Source organism: Nocardia sp. (assembly GCF_025465275.1).
Taxonomy (GTDB): Bacteria; Actinomycetota; Actinomycetes; order Mycobacteriales; family Mycobacteriaceae; genus Nocardia.
Window position 1 is genome coordinate 1 of sequence record NZ_JAODNK010000057.1, and the last position, 16,144, is coordinate 16,144.

Sequence of the window (16,144 nt, forward strand, 5' to 3'; positions counted from 1 at the left end):
GGCGTGCCGCTCGGCGGGGTTCCGGGCGGATTGTCGAAGAGGGCGTCGTCCTCGAAGGTCACCGTCGAGGTGTGCTCGGTCTGCTGATACTGCTTTCCGGCCGCGACGAAGGTGTGGCCCATATCGGCGAGGATGTTGCGGTGCCGTTCGATCCGGTCTTTCAACTCGTTTACGAACTTGTTCCTGAACATCGTCCCCAGCCATATCCCCGAGAACACGGGGCTGGCAATGAGCGGGCACGCAACTCCGGTGTTGGCCCCGATCCAGTTCTGCACGCCGACAACGAGATTCAGCATGTCCTCGACGTGGCGGGCGCATTTCTCGGCGATCCCCGATTCGAGCATCAGCTGCCCGTTCCCGGCCGTGGCGGGCAGACTCGCCCAGGCCAGGTCGTCCGAGGTGTTCGGATCAGGTGCCATCTCACACTCCCACGTTCTTATCGATGAAAGTTTGTGCTGGTCAACGCAATTGGTCGAGCAGCTGCTCGATGCCGGCCAGCGCCGCATCCGGTCCCGGATAACGCGGCCGGTCGCCCAGGATCGGCGTGAACAGCGCGGTGACCATCCGCGCCACCTCCGCCACCGCCGCCCGGGCCGCCTCGGTCACCGCGTCGGCGATCTCGTCGTAGTCGAGATCGCCTATGCCGGAAGAGAATTTGAGGTCGATCAGGATGCCGTCCGCGTTCACCGCGACGAGAACGCGGCGGCCTTCGGCGGCGCCGGTGGCGAAGACCTTTGCCCGCTCGTCCTGCAGCCGCAGGATCTCGTCGGCATCGGCTACGCCCGGTGGCGAAAACACCGGCGCGGCGGCGAGTTCATCGTCCGTCCGCTCGCCGGGCGGGGTCAGCAGGGCCGGCGGCGGCGCCACCGGCTCGTCCTGGCGCGGCAGGTCACCGACCAGATCCGCGAGCTTGGGCAACCGCGCCTGCATTGCCCGCAGCGGTGCCAGCATCTCGTCGGCCTGGCGTTTGACCTCGAGCGCCGCCTGCTGGGCAGCCTGCACGGTGCCCCGGGCGATCCGGCCGTAGCCGAGCTCGTCGATGTCCTCGGCGTAGACGACTTCGGTCACCGCCCCGGAGGCATCGGCGACCACGGTGATCAGCCCCCGCTCGGCGGAGGCCGACGCCGTCAACGCCTGGTACCGGCGCCGCGCGTCGGTGAAGCCCGTGATGAGCCGGTGCACATCGTCGAGCACCTGTGCCACTTCGGTTTTCAGCCATTCGTTCGAGGCGCTACCGGCCATCGTCGTACACGCTCTCCCTGGCGATGCCGCGGCGGGACTCGTCCTCCCGCACCAGCAGCACCTCACCGCACTGCCGGTCGATCAGCTTGCACAGTCCCTCGGCATCGGTCGCGACGGCGGCCACCGGTGGTTCGAGGTCGATGACGTACCGCCCGTCACCGGGGTGGTCCTCCCAGAAGATCCCCTTGGTGACCTGTCCCCGCGGCCCGAAGCTGGAGTGGCCCTGGGTGATCAGGATGCTGCCGACGGTTCCCTTCGGCGCCGCCTGCCACTGCAGGCTCCGGGTGTCGACGTTCCGATCGTCGTCGTCATAGAGCGAGCTGCGACCGTGCCAGTGGTCGAACTCCTGCTCGCCGGGGCTCAATAGTTCCACTCGCGGCTGTGCGCCCGCCGCTACCGGCGGCAGCTTGTCCACGATCACGCGGGCCAGTGCGCCCGCATCGCACTCGGTGATCTCGAGCTGGTCGTGACTGTGCACCGACCGGCCGTGGAAGCCCTGGACAAGTACCGCACGGTCGCCGAAACGCTTGCCCGCCATCACTTTCCGTGCGACGAGGTCACCGGGAGCAGTGCGGTCGTCGGCATGGACGACAATCCGGACGTCGGCCCGCAGCGACTTCACCAGCGCGTCCGCCAGTTCCGGATCCCAGGTGGACTGCAGCTCGCCCCAGACCCGGGCCTTCTTGAACTGAAAGTCGTAATGCCCCCGAATATCGGAGAGAAAGGCGAACGGCCAGTTGTTCCTGCGGCCGACGAGCCGTTCCCGCATCACGAGGTATTCCAGGCCGCTGAGCTGCCAGGTGCGTTCCACTACTGCTCTCCCTCCACGGTGAGACCGGGGTTCCCGGTGGACGTTTCACCGACCGGCTCGGTACCGACCCTCGTGTTCGTGAAGTCCTCGAAGGTCTCCGACCGGCGAATTCCGGCCCGTATCTCGGGCAGCGGCTGCTCCGGCGTGCCGCCACCCGGGAAGAGCGCGAAGGACAACTCGACCGGTCCGGTGGCGCCCGGCGGCGCGAATTCGTCCTCGATCTCCTGCAGCTCCTCCGCGATGTGCTCGGCGGCATCGTCCATGGCCTGCTTCACCGTCTTGGAGCCGTCCTCGACGGCCTTCGCCAGCGCCTGCAACCCCGGGCCGAGCTGGGCGATGAGCTGATTGCCCAGCTGCACCAGCGTCGGGATGCCGGACGAAATCAGCTGCAGCACTTCGGAGAACAGGCTGAGCAGGTCCGATCCGGACAGTCCGCCGCTGGCGCCATTGCTGCCGGTACCGTTCGGCCCGGTGGGACCGCTGCCCTGGCCCGGGTGGCCCGTTCCGCCACTGGCGCCACCGTCGCCACTTCCGGAGCCGCCGTGCCCGCCACCGCTGCCGCCACCGCTGCCACCGCTGCCGGATCCGCTACCACTACCGTCGCCACCGCCGCCGCTGCCGCCGCCGGATTCGCCGCCACCGCTGCCCTTGCCACCGCCATCGCTGCTGCCACCGCCACCGGTGCTGCCGTCACCACCGCCGCCGCTGCCATTGCCGTCGTCGCCGTTTCCGCCGGTGCCGCCGCCCCCATTGCCACCGGTTCCGCCGCTACCGCTGCTACCGGTGATGTTGGGGTCGGTGAAGGCGGGAATCATCCCGGCCAGCAGTGCGATCCCGTCGACATAGCCCTTGGCGCCGCCGCTTTCATGACCGTCCCACCAGGTCCGGGCCGCGGCCAGATCCTTGTCCGCCGCAAAGTGATTGACGTCTTTGACGTTGTCGTTGCTGTCGAAGTGCATTTGGTCGTACCGGGGCAGATGCCCCCAGCAGTACAGGTTGAAGTCACCGGTATCGGCCAGGACCGTGGCCACCGCGAGCATCGCCTTCTGCAGGTCGGTTCCCGCGGTGATGTAGTTGTTGAGGAATTTGACCGCGCTCTCCGCGCCCGCGCCCTGCCAGTTCTCGTTCTTGAAAATCGCCTGGTTGTTTGTTCGGAACGTTTCGACGGCCTCACCCCAGGTCTGGCCGATTTGATGCCAGGTGCCGGCCAGATCCCAGATGTGCCCATCGGCCCGATCGAACATCGCGGAGATATTGGCGAAGTCCTTGAGCTGGAAGAAGCTGCCGCTTTCGATGGTCGGGCCGATGGCGTCCTTGGCTCTCGAATCGAACCCGACGCCCGAACCGCCTCCGCCGCTGAACGTTCCCTTCATCCACTCGCCCCCGGAGATCGGTCGGGACTGCGACATCGGACCGGTCGGGCCGCCCAGATCTTTCGCGCCGGGCGTGCTGAAGGTGACCGCGCTCTGGCCTTCGGCAGTGCTGTACTGCTTGTCCGCGTTGATGAACGTGTGGGCCATATCGGTGACGATCGTCTGATGTTTCTGCAAGACGCCCACGAGGTCGAGCGTGGAATTGTCACGAATCTTCTGAAACAGCATCCGCATGCTGCTCAGGTGGGTGGTCACGCCGTGGTTGTTGTACGTCCAGTAGCCGTCGCCGCCCGAGGATATGTACTGCGTCCACTCCAGGCCTTTGATGACGTTGATCAGACCCAGCACGATCGCCACCAGGTCCTCGCATTGTTTGTTGAGGTCCTGCAGGGCCTTGCTGTCGACATTGAGCAGTTTGAGGTTGCCGTGCTGGGCACTGTTCAACAGACCGGGCCACCCGGTTTGATTACTACCGGTCGCTCCCGAGGCCATCGTGCTCCTACCGTCAACTCCATTGCGCCGCCTCGCAGTTTCTAGCACCCCTCGCACCGAACAGGCGCCCGGCAGCGCAATGGCCGAACGGCCCGTACACCATCCGTTCACCGATGCCGGCGGTGAACGGTTAACCGCCGGTGACCAATCGACGGTCCGGACGAATCCGAAGTCGGAAAGCCGAACTCCGGCGTGCTTAGGTATCGGGCAGCGAGCGGAAGAGCGGTGGGTGAACGATGGGAGCGACCGGCAGCGACCGAACCGGCTGGCCTGGTCTACTGAACAGCGCCAAGCAGGGGAAGCTCGAGCTCCTCAATGTGGATAGCGGTGCGCTCCAGGCGCTCACCAGTCAATGCCAGGATCTGGTGGGAGTCGTTCTCGGCCTGATCGATGTCATCAACAAGGTCGACTGGACGCAGTACACATCGCCGGACGGATATTGGAAATACAACTGGCAGCGCGAGAGCCAGAACGTGACGACGACGTTGAGCAGCATGCGAATGCTGTTTCAGAAGATTCGTGACAACTCCACGCTCCAACTCGTCGACGTCCTGCGAAACCATCAGGCGGTCATCACCGATATGGCCAACACGTTCATCAACGCGGACAAGCAATACCGCGCGGCCGATGGTCAGAACGCCATCACCTTCAGCACGCCCGGCGCGAAAGATCTGGGCGGCCCGATGTCGCAGTCCCACTCCATCTCCGGCGGGAACTGGATGAAGGGCACCTTCGACGGCGGCGGCGGTTCGGGAGTCGGGTTCGACTCCCGAGCCAAGGATGCCATCGGCCCCACCATCGAAAGCGGCAGCTACTTCCAACTGCTGGACTTCGCGAATATCTCGGAAATGTTCGACAAGGCCGATGGGCACATCTGGGAGATGGCCGGCAGCTGGCATCAAATCGGCCAGACCTGGGGCGAGGCCGTCGAGACCTTCCGGACGAACAACCAGGCCATCTTCAAGAACGAGAACTGGCGGGGCGCCGGTGCCGGCAACGCGGTCACCTTCCTGAACAACTACATCACCTCGGCGACCGACCTGCAGAAGGCGATACTCGCGGTGTCCACGGTCCTGGCCGACACCGGTGACTTCAACCTGTACTGCTGGGGACACCTGCCCCGGCACAGCCAAATGCACTACAACGACGATGGATCCGTCAAAGACGTCAACAACTTTGCCGCGGACAAGGATCTGGCCGCCGCCCGGACCTGGTGGGACGGTCATGAAGGCGGCGGCGCCAAGGGCTACGTCGACGGAATCGCACTGCTCGCGGGCATGATCCCCGCCTTCACCGACCCGAACACCAGCGGTAGCAGCGGAAGTGGGGGCAGCGGCGGAGGAACTGGGGGCAACGACAGCGGCGGCGGAAACGGTGGGAGCGGCGGCGGAGATAGCGGCAGCGGCGGCGGTGCAACCGGCGGCGGTGGAAAGGGCAGCGGCGGCGGAGAAGGCAGCGGCGGTGGTGGAAAGGGCAGCGGGAAGACCAGCCCGTCCGGGGGCATGCCGAGCGCAAACCGCTCCTCGTGGAATCCCAGCGGCTCGCCCGGCCAAGTCGATCCCGCGGCCCTTTCCACCGGCCCGACCGGGCCCGCCAATCCGCTCAGCGGCGCGTCCGGAGCACTGTCGACACTGGCGAACATGTTGCAGCAGTTGGCTTCCGGAGCCACCGGCCCGCTCGGAGTCTCCGGCCCGTGGAATGCCTCCGGCCCCTGGGGCGCTACCGGTCCGGACGGCACCGGCCCGTTCGGATTCAACGTCGACCCGGCCGGACTGGGCGGCGGCGGTGCGGGCGGCGGCGGCCTCGCCGGGCTGAACCCATTGGAAGACAAGCTGTCTCCCCGCCCCAGCGCGCCCGGCACCAGCGCCCCGCCGCAGACCGACCCCTCCGTCACCCGGGCGGGCCCGGCCACCACATCCGCCATGCCGGCGGGCGGCATGCCCATGGGCGGTATGCCGATGGGCGGCGGCATGGGCGGCGCGCAGGCCGGTCAGCAGAAGGAGCGAAAACGCGCGGCCTACCTCGACGGCAAGGAGCATCTGGACGAAGCCGTCGGCGAGGATCCGCTGTCGGTCCGGCCCATCATCGACCGCTGAGGCAGCGCCGCACCGCCTTCCGATCCCCTTCGAGCCGAATGTGAGCCCTCCCATGCGTTTTCACATCGTCAACCTGCCGAATACGCAGACCACCAAGCACTATCAGCCGTGTGCCTACACCCAGAAGAACCGGCGCTTCGCCGACATGATGATGAACCTGGGCCACGAGGTGTTCCTGTACGGCGGCGAGGAGAACGATGCCGCCTGCACCGAATTCGTCACCATCGTGTCGAAGGCGGAGCAGGCCGAATGGTTCGGCGGCAACGACCTTTACAAGGAACTCAACAATCTCACCTGGAATCCCTACGATCCGCACTGGCTGACCACGAACGAGCGCGCCGTCACCGAGATCGCCAAGCGCAAGCAGGACCGTGACTTCATCGGGGTGCTCGGCGGCAGCTGTCAGAAACCGATCGCCGACACCTTCCCCGAGCTCATGACCGTCGAGTTCGGCATCGGCTACAGCGGGGTGTTCGCCAACTATCGCGTCTTCGAGAGCTACGCGTGGATGCACTCGGTCTACGGGGCGCGCACCACGGTGCCGGGCGTCATGAGTACGCGCGGCCAGTTCTTCGACGCCGTGATACCGAATTACTATGAGGTGGAGGACTTTCCGTTCTCCGCCGAGAAGGACGACTACTTTCTGTTCATCGGCCGCCTCGTCGAGGCGAAGGGCATCCAGGTCGCCATCGACACCTGTACCCGGCTCGGTGTGAAGCTGGTCGTCGCGGGCGCCGGGCAGGTGCCGGACTCCGACGTCGTCGAGTATGTCGGCGTGGTGGACCATGTCCGGCGCGGTGAGCTGATGAGCCGGGCCCGTGGGGTTTTCGTGCCCTCGCTGTATCTGGAGCCGTTCGGCGGTGTGCACGCCGAGGCGATGCTCTGCGGCACCCCGGTGATCACCACCGACTGGGGCGTATTCACCGAAACGGTGCAGCAGGGCGTGCAGGGCTTCCGCTGCCGCAACCTGCGCGAATTCTGTGACGCCGCAGACACCGTCGACAAGCTCGATTATCAGGGCATTCGCGATTACGCGATTTCCAAGTTCTCCACCGATGTCGTCGCCCCCCAATACGAGGCGTACTTCGAGCGCCTCCAAACCCTCTGGGGCGAAGGCTGGTACGCCGCGTAGGAAGGTTTGCCATGACGAAACGGAACCTGGTCGTCCTGCGCGCGGGCGACTCCTCGCTGCACGAGCAGTGGCTCGCCGGACCGCACCCGCGAAACTGGGATCTGGTCGTCAGCTACTTCGGTGACGATCCGCTGCGCTTTCGCGGCGACGATGTACCGCGGCTGGACCGGAAGGGCCCGAAATGGCCTGCGCTGCACCACGTCCTCACCGTCGACCTGGCCGAGGTGATCGACCGCTACGACTACGTCTGGCTCCCCGACGACGATCTGGCGACCGATACCGCGAGCATCAACGACCTGTTCGAATACAGTGCGCGCTACCGGCTTTCGCTCGCACAGCCCGCGCTCACCGAGGACAGCTATTTCTCCCATGAGATCACGCTGGTGGATCGCCGCTTCGAGTTGCGGTACACCGATTTCGTCGAGATCATGGCGCCCTGCTTCAGCCGGGAGTTCCTGACCCGCTACCTGCCGACCTTCGACAAGACCCAGACCGGTTGGGGCCTGGACCGGCACTGGCCGCGGTTCGCGCCCAACACCTCCGCGATCGCCATCGTCGACGCGGTCACGGTCCGGCACACCAGGCCGGTGGGCGGGCCGAATATGGCGGCGGCCCGGGCCACCGGGGTGAACCCCGACCTGGAGTATCGGAATTATCTTCTGACACACCAGATCTACGACCTCACAGCGCGGGTGCATCGGGGCATCGGCGCCACCGGTCACGTGCCGTCGAACGAACCGACGGCAGTCTGCGTCACCCTCGACGAACTGCGCCCGGACCTGTTCTCGTGGTTCCAATACCATTCGGCCCGAGCCGATCTGATCATCGCCTTCGCCGAGGATCCGGCCGTCCGAGCGGCGGTCGAGAAGCTCGCCACCGAGCACGCCATCCTACTGTGCGACAACGCCCCGATCGATACCGACGACACCGTCGATCAGGAGATCGCCAACATCGCCGCCGCCGTCGCGCACGCCCGCGCGGCCGAGATGGAATGGCTACTCCCCCTGGGTCCCGCCGAACTGTTCTACGACGACGGCAGGCGCCGCTGGCAGATCCCCGGAGCCGGTCAGGTGAGTTTCGTCGGCCACGAAGCCATCCCCGCGCCGCACCCGGTAACCGATCCGTTCGACACCTGCACCGTATTCCGAGTCAGCGGCCGTTCCCCGTTCCTGGACGCGCCGGCCACCCGCAGTGCCGTCCGCCTCACCCCCGCCGTCACCCCGCTGGACCGCCACACCTTCACCGGCTTCTCCGGTGCGTCCGGAATGGTCACCGCCCCCATGGTCCTGCACTACCCCTACCCGAGCTTCGAAAGTTGGCTGGCCCGAGCAGCACACGCCGCCGCATCCGGCGGCACCCTGGCCCGCCAATTCGCCCACTACTCCCGAGAACTCTTGCAGGTGGCGTTGGCCCACAGCCGCCTCGACGGCGCCCGCCACTGCTTCGACGCCGCAATCCCCTCGGACGGCATGGTCGACCGCATGGTCCGAGCGGGCGAACTGATGCGCGCGGATCCGATGCGAGCCCTGCCTGGCCCCGGACCCGCCCGAAGGTCTGTGCTGACAACACAATTCGCCTGATCGAAATGCATTTCAGCCGGTCGGCTGGGTCAGGAACGCGGCGATATACGAACTCGCGGACTCCGGGAGGCCACTGTTCTGCTTCTCGGCGGCGGTGACGACGTCGTAATGCCGGTATCCCGGAAGGTATTTCGCGTTGTACGGGAGCAGGCCGGCGAGCCCGGCGTTCTGGACCGGCGAGTCCCCGGACAACAGCGTCAGGTTCCGGCGCCCGGCGGGAGTGCTCTGCCAGCGGTCGCCGTGCAGCAGGAAGTTCAGGATGCCGCCCGAACGGTACTGCAACTTGGCGAGATCGCCGTCTCGGCCCAGCCCGAGAGCGAAGACCATATCGGTGATCAGCCGCAGCGAGGTGTACTCCTCGAAGTAGCTCACCGGCTGCCAGCCGGGGTTCATCGCGTGCGCGAATTGCCGGACGTCGGTGACCTCGTGATCACTATCGGTCGGCGGGCCCTGACCTACACCGGGTGCATCGATGCCAGAAGGCCAGACCTGGTCGTAGTTGCGCCAACCGCACAGCTGGTCGTGCGCGGCGGGCGTGTAGTTCTGCCCGTAGCCGACCCGCATGGGGATGATGAACAGCGTCGGACCCAGAATCGGCACGGAGGCAAGGCCATTGGGGACAGGGTAGGTCTTACCGGCCACCGGGCAGTCATAGAATCCGAGACCGGCCTGCAACACGTACTCGACGGAGTTCTGGTCGAAGTCCATTGCCAGCGCGGCGGTATTGGTCAGCCGGAAATCGTTCGGCAGGTTCGCGCCGGTGAACAGGTCCAGGTAATCCTTGCCGTAGAAGGCGCGCATCCACGGCTCGGTACGCAGATCGCGCGGTATCACGGTCTTCAGATCGCTCTCCGCATCCGGCTGCTGGTCGGCGGCCATCGCTGCCACCTCGTAGGCATGCAGGATCTCCGAGGCGGACAGGACCGGAAACTCTGCGATCGAAAGCCCGTTCTGCAGTACCGCATTGATCGCGTTCTTCACCACTCCCCCGGCGGCGGAGGCGAATTGGTCGAGCAGGCCGGTGCCGGACAGGCCGGCCGGATCGGTCATGGCAAAGCCGTCCTCGGGGACGATGCCGCCGCCACACAGACTGGATCCGGCGTAGTCGGTGGCGGCCGGATCACCCGCGAAGTTCCAGGCCATCATCGGCCCGGTCAGGAACGCCCCCAACGAGTGTCCGCCACAGAACATCTTGGTTCGCTGCCCCGTATCGGGCAGCAGATGTTCGATTACGGCACGCCAATCGTCGAGCACCAGCGACAGCCCGTACTCGCCGAGGAAGGCCAGATCCTGCGGGGTCTGATAGTGATAGGTCTGCCCGTTCACGGGTTTGTCGTGGAAGTAGTAATCGGCGGCGATATGGTAATCGCCCGCTTCCTGCGCGGCCTGCCATCCGGTGCGGTCCTCGGCGCAGCTCGAACGCCGCACCAGCGCAATGTATTCGACGTGTTTGCCCTGGGCGGCTGCCTTGCGAACCACCTGTGGGCCCTGGATATCGAGATTCGCCGCGCTGGAGAAGGTTCCGGGCTGCATGGTGAGCACCGCGTCGGCGTCCGCGGTGGCCGCGGGTCCCGAGGCCGACCGGTATCGCACATAGGAGATCCAGTCACACGCCTCCGGATGCGCCATCGTGGAGTACGGGCTCGGATAGTGCAGCCGGACATAGGTGGCCTGCACATCGTCCCCGAGCCCCGGATCTCCGGTGATCGGAGTGACGATCTCCTGGTCGGGCACGCCGAGGCGGACGGGTTCGGCCGTCGCGACTCCGAACGGCACCACCGCCGCGGCAATGCCGGCGATCGCTGCTACGACCAGACTTACGGCGCGGCGGGCGATCACCCGAGACTCCCGACGAACTGGGCCAGCTGCTGGCCGCTGTAGTCGGGCTGACCGTCGTTCTGGATCGCGGCGGCGCCGATAGTATCGATGTGGTCGTAGCCCGGCAGCGTCACCACGCGGGCGGAAGCCGGTGGCGGGAACAGGGTTCCGGCGCTGGGCTGCACCGGGCTGTCGCCGGCGAACGCCACGAAATTCGGCTTGATCCGGCTCATACCGTGATACTGCAAACCGGCCATTTCACCGCTGCGGGCGCCGCCGAATCCCGCGCCGATATCGACGACGAGCCGCAGCGGAAAGTAGGTCTCCCAGTACGCGTTCGGTGATCCGGTCGCCAGCTGGCGAGCGACGTCGCGAATATCGGCGACCTCGTGGCCGGGACTGGTGAAGGGCACCCCGCGCACATCATCGTAGTTTCTCCAGGTGTAGAGGGCCCCGCGATCGGTCGGTGCGACGCGCGTCTGATTTCCGGCGCTGAGCCGCAGATAACTGCCCAGCAGCGGCAATTCGGTGAGCTCTCCCGGGTTCGGGAAACTCTTGTTCTGCACCGGTCCGCCGTCCAGCGCGCCTACACCTTGCTGGAACAGCGCGAAGTTGCTCGAGTTGTTGTCGATCAGCACGCCGAGCAGCGCGGTATTGGTGAAGCGGTAGTCGCGGATGGTCCCCGCCCCGTGACCGCCATTGGTCGTGAACGCTGTCCAGGTGGGTGCGAAGAGATAGTTCAGCGTCGCATCGATATCGAAATCGCGGGGAACGTGCGCCAGCAACTGACTCTCGCCGCCAGGATCGAGATGCGCCGCCAGCCCGGCCAGCCGCAGCAGCATGAAGGCTTTCGTCCCCAGTACCGGGACCGGGCCGAAGATGCGCGGCATCACCCCAGCGCGAAAACCGGCCTGCACCAATCCTTCCGTCGGGCCGACGATGGCATCGGTCAGCGCGTGCAGGACCGGAGTGTTCTGAATCGCCACCGGATCCGAGGAGATCATCGAGTCCTGGGCCGCGAAGGCTGCGCACTGGTCCGCACCTGGGGCGCCGTCGAAATTCCAGTCCGAGAAGAAGCCGGTGACCAAGCCGCCGAGCGATATCCCGGTGCACACGAACTTCTGCTGGCGACGCGCCTGATCGGGGATCTCGTGCAGCATGATTTCGTACTGGTCGCGCACGACCCGTTCCAGGCCCATGAAGTCCAGCACCGGCAGATCCGCGGAGGCCTTGAAGCCCGGGAAGCTTTGCCCGTCAATCGGTGTGCCATTGAAGTAGTAGTCGACGGCGTCGAGATAATTGCCGGTCTTCAGGGCGTAATCGAAGCCGGTCGTCTCGTCCAGGCAGGCGCTGCGGCGCGCCAGCGCCCAGAACTCGATGTGCTGTCCCATCGTCCGGGCCGAGTGCACCGTATTGAATGCGGCGCTATCGGAATTAGCTGTGCCACCACCCAATCCCTGCTGCTGGATGACTACGTGGTCGGCATCAGCGGAGTTCTCCGGACCGTCCACGGATCGGTAGCGCACAAAACCCACACGGTCGCAGCCTGCCGGATGCGCGGGCGCGTCGGCCGGGAGCGGCAAGGCCAAACTCACGTAGGAGACGGCGATCCCATTGCGGGTCGACAGCTCCTGCTCCTGCCGGTCCGACGCCGCACTCTCCGGGGCCGCGGCCGCCGGGCCTGCGGTGGTGAAGGTCGTCGCGACGAGTGTGGCAAGGGCCAGCGCCCCGATCCAGCGGTGCCCCAGGGCGGCACGGGCCTTCGGGCGAACAACGATGTTCATGCGCAGAACGATTCCAGTGCCGCCCGACCAGCGTCTATCCGCAAAACGACAGGAACCGGCAGCATCGGTTGGCAATGTGCACAGAAGCGACGCGGGCCGCCGCGCCGGAACTACCTGCCGGCGACGGCGAATCCGGGATAGTGGCGGGCGGCGTCCCGGGCGGGTTGGAGGAGTTCGGCCGGGCCGGAGAGGGTCCAGATGATGGTGCGATTGCCTGCGGGGTAGTCGGCGAATTGTTTCCAGATGTCGGATTCGGTGTCGGCGGTGAGGATTTCGCGGATCACCGGCGACGTGTCGATCCGGACCACGGTGGCGGGGCCGACGGGGCGGACTTCCAGGAATCCGCGCGGACCGTATTCGGTTCGCCGGGCCGGGTAGGGATTTCCGGCGTAGGCGACTGCCGGGGCGTGGCTGACGGGAAGACGCCGGTGGACGTGCCCCAGGGCCCAGTAGTCGTATCCGGTGGTAGTCAGCGTGGTGAGTGTGGTGGGTGCGCAGGGGCGGCGGCTGCTGTTGCCGGTCAGGCTGGTGTGCAAGAGACCGATATTGGTCCATTCTGCGACGGGATCCGGGTAGTGCGCGGCGAGGTCACGCAATTCGTCCGGGTCGCCGATGGATTGGGCGTGCAGCGCGATGCCGCTGTCGGGCCAGAAATGCGTGGCCGGCGCCTCGATCGGGGCGACCCAGCAGGTGGGTGGCGGGAGAAGCTGTGCGGGGAGCGGGGATTCGGCGTCGTGATTGCCCCAGATGAGGGCGACCGGAATACCCGCATCGTGCAGGTCGGCCAGCGCCGCGTTGGCCGCGCTCAGGGCGCGTGGGGTGGCTTCATGTCGGTCGAACAGGTCACCTGCGATGAGGACGCCGTCGTAGCGGCCATCGAGGATACGGCGCATCAGTACGTCGAAGGCGTCGTAGGCGGCCTGCACCGGATCGATCGGCGGGCAGCCCGGGTACTCGGGCACCGCTCGCAGTCGCGCACCCAGGTGCACGTCGGCGATGTGTGCGAAGCGAATCATCGGGAGCGCTTCTCGCTCATACGGTTTCGCCACCACTCCAGGAGGACCAGCACCACGGTGGAGCCGAGGACGCCGATCACCGTCATGGCCATGGCCTCGGCGCGGTGGCCCTGGTCGAACTGGCCGAGAATCCACGGGGACAGCAACTGCAGCGAGGCGGGCCGCACCATGGAGGAGGCGACAACCTCGCGTACCCCGAGCAGAAACGCCAGCAGCCAGCCCGCCACGATGCCGGGCATGAGCAGCGGAATCGTAATGCGCCACAGGGTCTGCCACGCGGTGGCGCCGCAGGCGGCGGCCGCCTCGAGAAACTTGTCGTCGACGGCCGCGTACGCGACCTTCACGTTCTGCAGCACCACCGGCAGGGTGATGACGACGTAGGCCAGCACCACCATGGCGCGAGTGTTGTACGGCGTGAACGGCAGCCAGGGCGCATTCCACAGGAAGATGAATCCGATCACCAGCACAATGGTCGGCACCGTGTCGGGGGCGATGCCGAGCAGGTCGATGCCGCGCCGTGCGGTGGACCGGGCGCGTGTTTCGACGCCCCGGCGGCGGGCGATCACCATGGCGCACACGACGGCCAGCACCGTCGCCACCGTGGCGGCGAGCAGCGACAGGATGATGCTGTTCTGCAAGGCATCCAGGCCGCGACCGGGTCGCAGCACCCGGGCGAAATAGTCGAAGGTGAGGTTGTTCATCGACGGCGGCTTGGACCGCAGCACGGTCATCGCACCGAGGATGATCGAAATATAGGGCACCAGCACCGATATCAGCAGCACCAGCCCGATCCAGAGCCATCCGGGCACGGTCCACCAGCCGGTGTCGACGCGGGTGCGGCGTGCCACCCGTCCGCCGAACGGCACTTCCCGCCGGCTCATCCACTGCTGCAGACCCCACACCGTCATGCCCATGGTGAGCAGCACGGTCGAAAACGCCGCGGCCCGAGGGAAATTCAGCGGGTCGATGGTGACATTGCCGTAGATCTCCGAGACCAGAACCGGGAAGCCGATCCGGTTGCCGAGGGTGACGGGAGTGCCGAATTCCCCTGCGGCCCGGATGAATACGATCAGCGCGCCGAGGGCATAGGTGGGACTGAGCAGCGGTGCGAGCACCAGCCGGAACCGCTGCCCGGCCGACGCTCCGGCTACGGCGGCCATCTCGTCGAGGGAGGCGGGCACGGCGTCGAGGCGATTACGCAGCAGCAGGTACAGGAAAGTGAAAATCTCGCAGGCCATGATCGCGGCCATCCCGACCGGCGACTCCACCACCGACCGCACCAGCGCACCACCGGACGGGCCGAGCCACCGCTCGCCCAGACCGTTGATGCGGGTGAAGTCGAGCCATGCCATGGCCGCCACATACGGCGGCGTCAGGAACGGCACCATGACCGCGATATCGATCCAGCGGTGCCGCCGCAGCCGGGTCCACGACATGAGAAATGCCAGCGGCGCGGCCATGGCGGTCGAGATGACGACGACGAGCACACCGAGCAGCACCGTATTGCCGACGATCCGCAGGTTCGCGGGCTCGGCCAATTGCCCCAGCGCGGAAGGATCGCCGTTGTAACCGGTGACGGCGCGGATCAGCATGGCGACCAGCGGCGCCGCCACCGCCACGAGCAGCAGCGCCAGCAGGGCGTAGGTCGCTGCGCCGGAACAAGATCGGGTGCCGGGTCCGGCGGATCCGATGTCGGTTCCGCCGGAGTCGATTTTGGTGGTCACAGTCAGCCGAGGTACCGCTTGGTGAACTCGGCGAGCACGTCCTTACCGCTCGCCTTGGCCTGGTCCCAGGTGAAGGCCAGTTGCTTGACGTCGGCGTAGGAGCGGGTGCCGGAGGCGGCGGGCACATCGGTGCGGGCCGGAATCATCTTGCGGGCAGCGGAGATCGCCTGGCCCTGCGGCGAGAACATGAAGTCCACCAACGCCTTTGCGGCAGCCGGGTTCTTGCTGTCCTTCACGATGAACACCGGGCGCGGGGTGATGGTCGTGCCGGAAGCCGGCGAAACAACCTGCAGCGGTTCACCTTTGTCGATGGCGGCATAGGCGGAGTAGTCGACACCGCCGAGCACCACCGCATGCGAACCGGCGGTGACATCGTCGAGCGCCGGGCCATTGGCGCCGTGCACCACCATGCCGTTGGCGAAGAGCTTGTCGAACAGCTCCCAGGTCTTGTCCTTGCCCCAGGCCAGGGTCATGGCCGTGACCAGGTCGGCGGCGGTACCGGATTCGCGCGGATCCGGCATGATCACCTTGCCCTTGTACTCGGGCGCGGTGAGATCGGACCAGTCCTTCGGCGATCCGGGGGCGGCCTTGGTGTTCACGACGATGGTCAGCGCCGAACCGTCGCGGCCGGCGAAAGCATTGCCCTTGTCGGCCCAGCCGGTTTGGATCTTGTCCGCGCCCTGCGGGCTGTAGACCAGTGCCTTACCGTCGACGGCGTACTTCGCGACCGGCGTCCAGGAGGCCAGGTACACGACATCGGCCTGCGGGTTCTGCCATTCGGCATCCAGTTTCGCGGTGATCTTGCCGGTTTCGCCGCCGAAGGTCTTCACCTTCACCCCGGACGCCTTGGTGAAAGCGGCGACCAGATCGTCGGTGAGCTCCTGCGGGTTGGCCGAGTACAGCGTCAGCTCCCCCGACAGCCCGGCCGGCGCGGTCCACGTCGCCGCGGGCGTGACGGCCGGAGTGGAGTCGTCGGCCGAACCGCACCCGGCGACCACCAGGGTCGAGGCGAGTACGGCCGCGGCAAAGGCGCGGCGAGACAGAGACATCGGAATGATTCCTTTCGAAAAGCGGTA

The 16,144-nt window shown here is 66.4% G+C and carries 12 protein-coding genes; 3 read left to right on the top strand and 9 right to left on the bottom strand.

Features of this window, described 5'->3' with window-relative positions:
- The 4 genes from JWN03_RS12475 to JWN03_RS12490 form a co-directional block, all read right to left on the bottom strand.
- Window positions 1–419 (bottom strand): hypothetical protein (locus JWN03_RS12475; protein ID WP_297613894.1); only part of this gene is annotated, 419 nt, incomplete at its 3' end.
- A 40-nt stretch (window positions 420–459) separates the two neighbouring features.
- Complete coding sequence (locus tag JWN03_RS12480; protein WP_297613896.1) at window positions 460–1,242, bottom strand: YbaB/EbfC family nucleoid-associated protein; 783 nt, start codon at window positions 1,240–1,242, stop codon at window positions 460–462.
- Complete coding sequence (locus tag JWN03_RS12485) at window positions 1,232–2,053, bottom strand: ESX secretion-associated protein EspG (protein WP_297613898.1); 822 nt, start codon at window positions 2,051–2,053, stop codon at window positions 1,232–1,234. Before JWN03_RS12485 ends, JWN03_RS12480 begins: the two co-directional genes overlap by 11 nt.
- A complete protein-coding gene (locus tag JWN03_RS12490) occupies window positions 2,053–3,918 on the bottom strand; it encodes a hypothetical protein (protein ID WP_297613900.1) in 1,866 nt (621 codons plus the stop codon). The genes JWN03_RS12485 and JWN03_RS12490 overlap by 1 nt, the downstream gene beginning before the upstream one ends.
- 236 nt (window positions 3,919–4,154) lie before the next feature.
- Between JWN03_RS12490 and JWN03_RS12495 the strand changes: the two genes are divergently transcribed.
- The 3 genes from JWN03_RS12495 to JWN03_RS12505 are packed head-to-tail and all read left to right on the top strand — an operon-like array spanning window position 4,155 to window position 8,726.
- The gene (locus tag JWN03_RS12495) at window positions 4,155–6,014 is read left to right on the top strand and encodes a hypothetical protein (protein ID WP_297613902.1); all 1,860 of its coding nucleotides are present in this window, start codon (window positions 4,155–4,157) and stop codon (window positions 6,012–6,014) included.
- A gap of 52 nt (window positions 6,015–6,066) precedes the next feature.
- Entirely contained in the window at window positions 6,067–7,146 is a 1,080-nt protein-coding gene (locus JWN03_RS12500) for a glycosyltransferase (protein WP_297613904.1), read from the top strand.
- A gap of 11 nt (window positions 7,147–7,157) precedes the next feature.
- On the top strand, window positions 7,158–8,726 hold the full coding sequence (locus JWN03_RS12505) for a DUF707 domain-containing protein (protein WP_297613906.1): 1,569 nt from the start codon (window positions 7,158–7,160) through the stop codon (window positions 8,724–8,726).
- Window positions 8,727–8,738: 12 nt separating this feature from the next.
- Here JWN03_RS12505 and JWN03_RS12510 read toward each other — a convergent pair whose 3' ends face one another.
- The 5 genes from JWN03_RS12510 to JWN03_RS12530 form a co-directional block, all read right to left on the bottom strand.
- On the bottom strand, window positions 8,739–10,565 hold the full coding sequence (locus JWN03_RS12510; RefSeq protein ID WP_297613908.1) for a hypothetical protein: 1,827 nt from the start codon (window positions 10,563–10,565) through the stop codon (window positions 8,739–8,741).
- Window positions 10,562–12,328 (bottom strand): hypothetical protein, encoded by a 1,767-nt coding sequence (locus JWN03_RS12515; RefSeq protein WP_297613909.1) that lies wholly within the window; start codon window positions 12,326–12,328, stop codon window positions 10,562–10,564. Before JWN03_RS12515 ends, JWN03_RS12510 begins: the two co-directional genes overlap by 4 nt.
- A 110-nt stretch (window positions 12,329–12,438) precedes the next feature.
- Window positions 12,439–13,344, bottom strand: a complete 906-nt coding sequence (locus tag JWN03_RS12520) for a metallophosphoesterase family protein (protein ID WP_297613911.1) — start codon at window positions 13,342–13,344, stop codon at window positions 12,439–12,441.
- The gene (locus JWN03_RS12525) at window positions 13,341–15,068 is read right to left on the bottom strand and encodes an ABC transporter permease (protein WP_297613913.1); all 1,728 of its coding nucleotides are present in this window, start codon (window positions 15,066–15,068) and stop codon (window positions 13,341–13,343) included. The genes JWN03_RS12520 and JWN03_RS12525 overlap by 4 nt, the downstream gene beginning before the upstream one ends.
- Before the next feature lie 2 nt (window positions 15,069–15,070).
- Window positions 15,071–16,117 (bottom strand): extracellular solute-binding protein, encoded by a 1,047-nt coding sequence (locus tag JWN03_RS12530; protein WP_297613915.1) that lies wholly within the window; start codon window positions 16,115–16,117, stop codon window positions 15,071–15,073.
- Window positions 16,118–16,144 lie beyond the last annotated feature (27 nt).

Coding starts and splice junctions, on each gene's coding strand:
- JWN03_RS12480 (WP_297613896.1), bottom strand. CDS start 1,242: ATGGCCGGTAGCGCCTCGAACGAATGGCTGAAAACCGAAGTGGCACAG.
- JWN03_RS12490 (WP_297613900.1), bottom strand. CDS start 3,918: ATGGCCTCGGGAGCGACCGGTAGTAATCAAACCGGGTGGCCCGGTCTG.
- JWN03_RS12495 (WP_297613902.1), top strand. CDS start 4,155: ATGGGAGCGACCGGCAGCGACCGAACCGGCTGGCCTGGTCTACTGAAC.
- JWN03_RS12500 (WP_297613904.1), top strand. CDS start 6,067: ATGCGTTTTCACATCGTCAACCTGCCGAATACGCAGACCACCAAGCAC.
- JWN03_RS12505 (WP_297613906.1), top strand. CDS start 7,158: ATGACGAAACGGAACCTGGTCGTCCTGCGCGCGGGCGACTCCTCGCTG.
- JWN03_RS12515 (WP_297613909.1), bottom strand. CDS start 12,328: ATGAACATCGTTGTTCGCCCGAAGGCCCGTGCCGCCCTGGGGCACCGC.
- JWN03_RS12520 (WP_297613911.1), bottom strand. CDS start 13,344: ATGATTCGCTTCGCACACATCGCCGACGTGCACCTGGGTGCGCGACTG.
- JWN03_RS12530 (WP_297613915.1), bottom strand. CDS start 16,117: ATGTCTCTGTCTCGCCGCGCCTTTGCCGCGGCCGTACTCGCCTCGACC.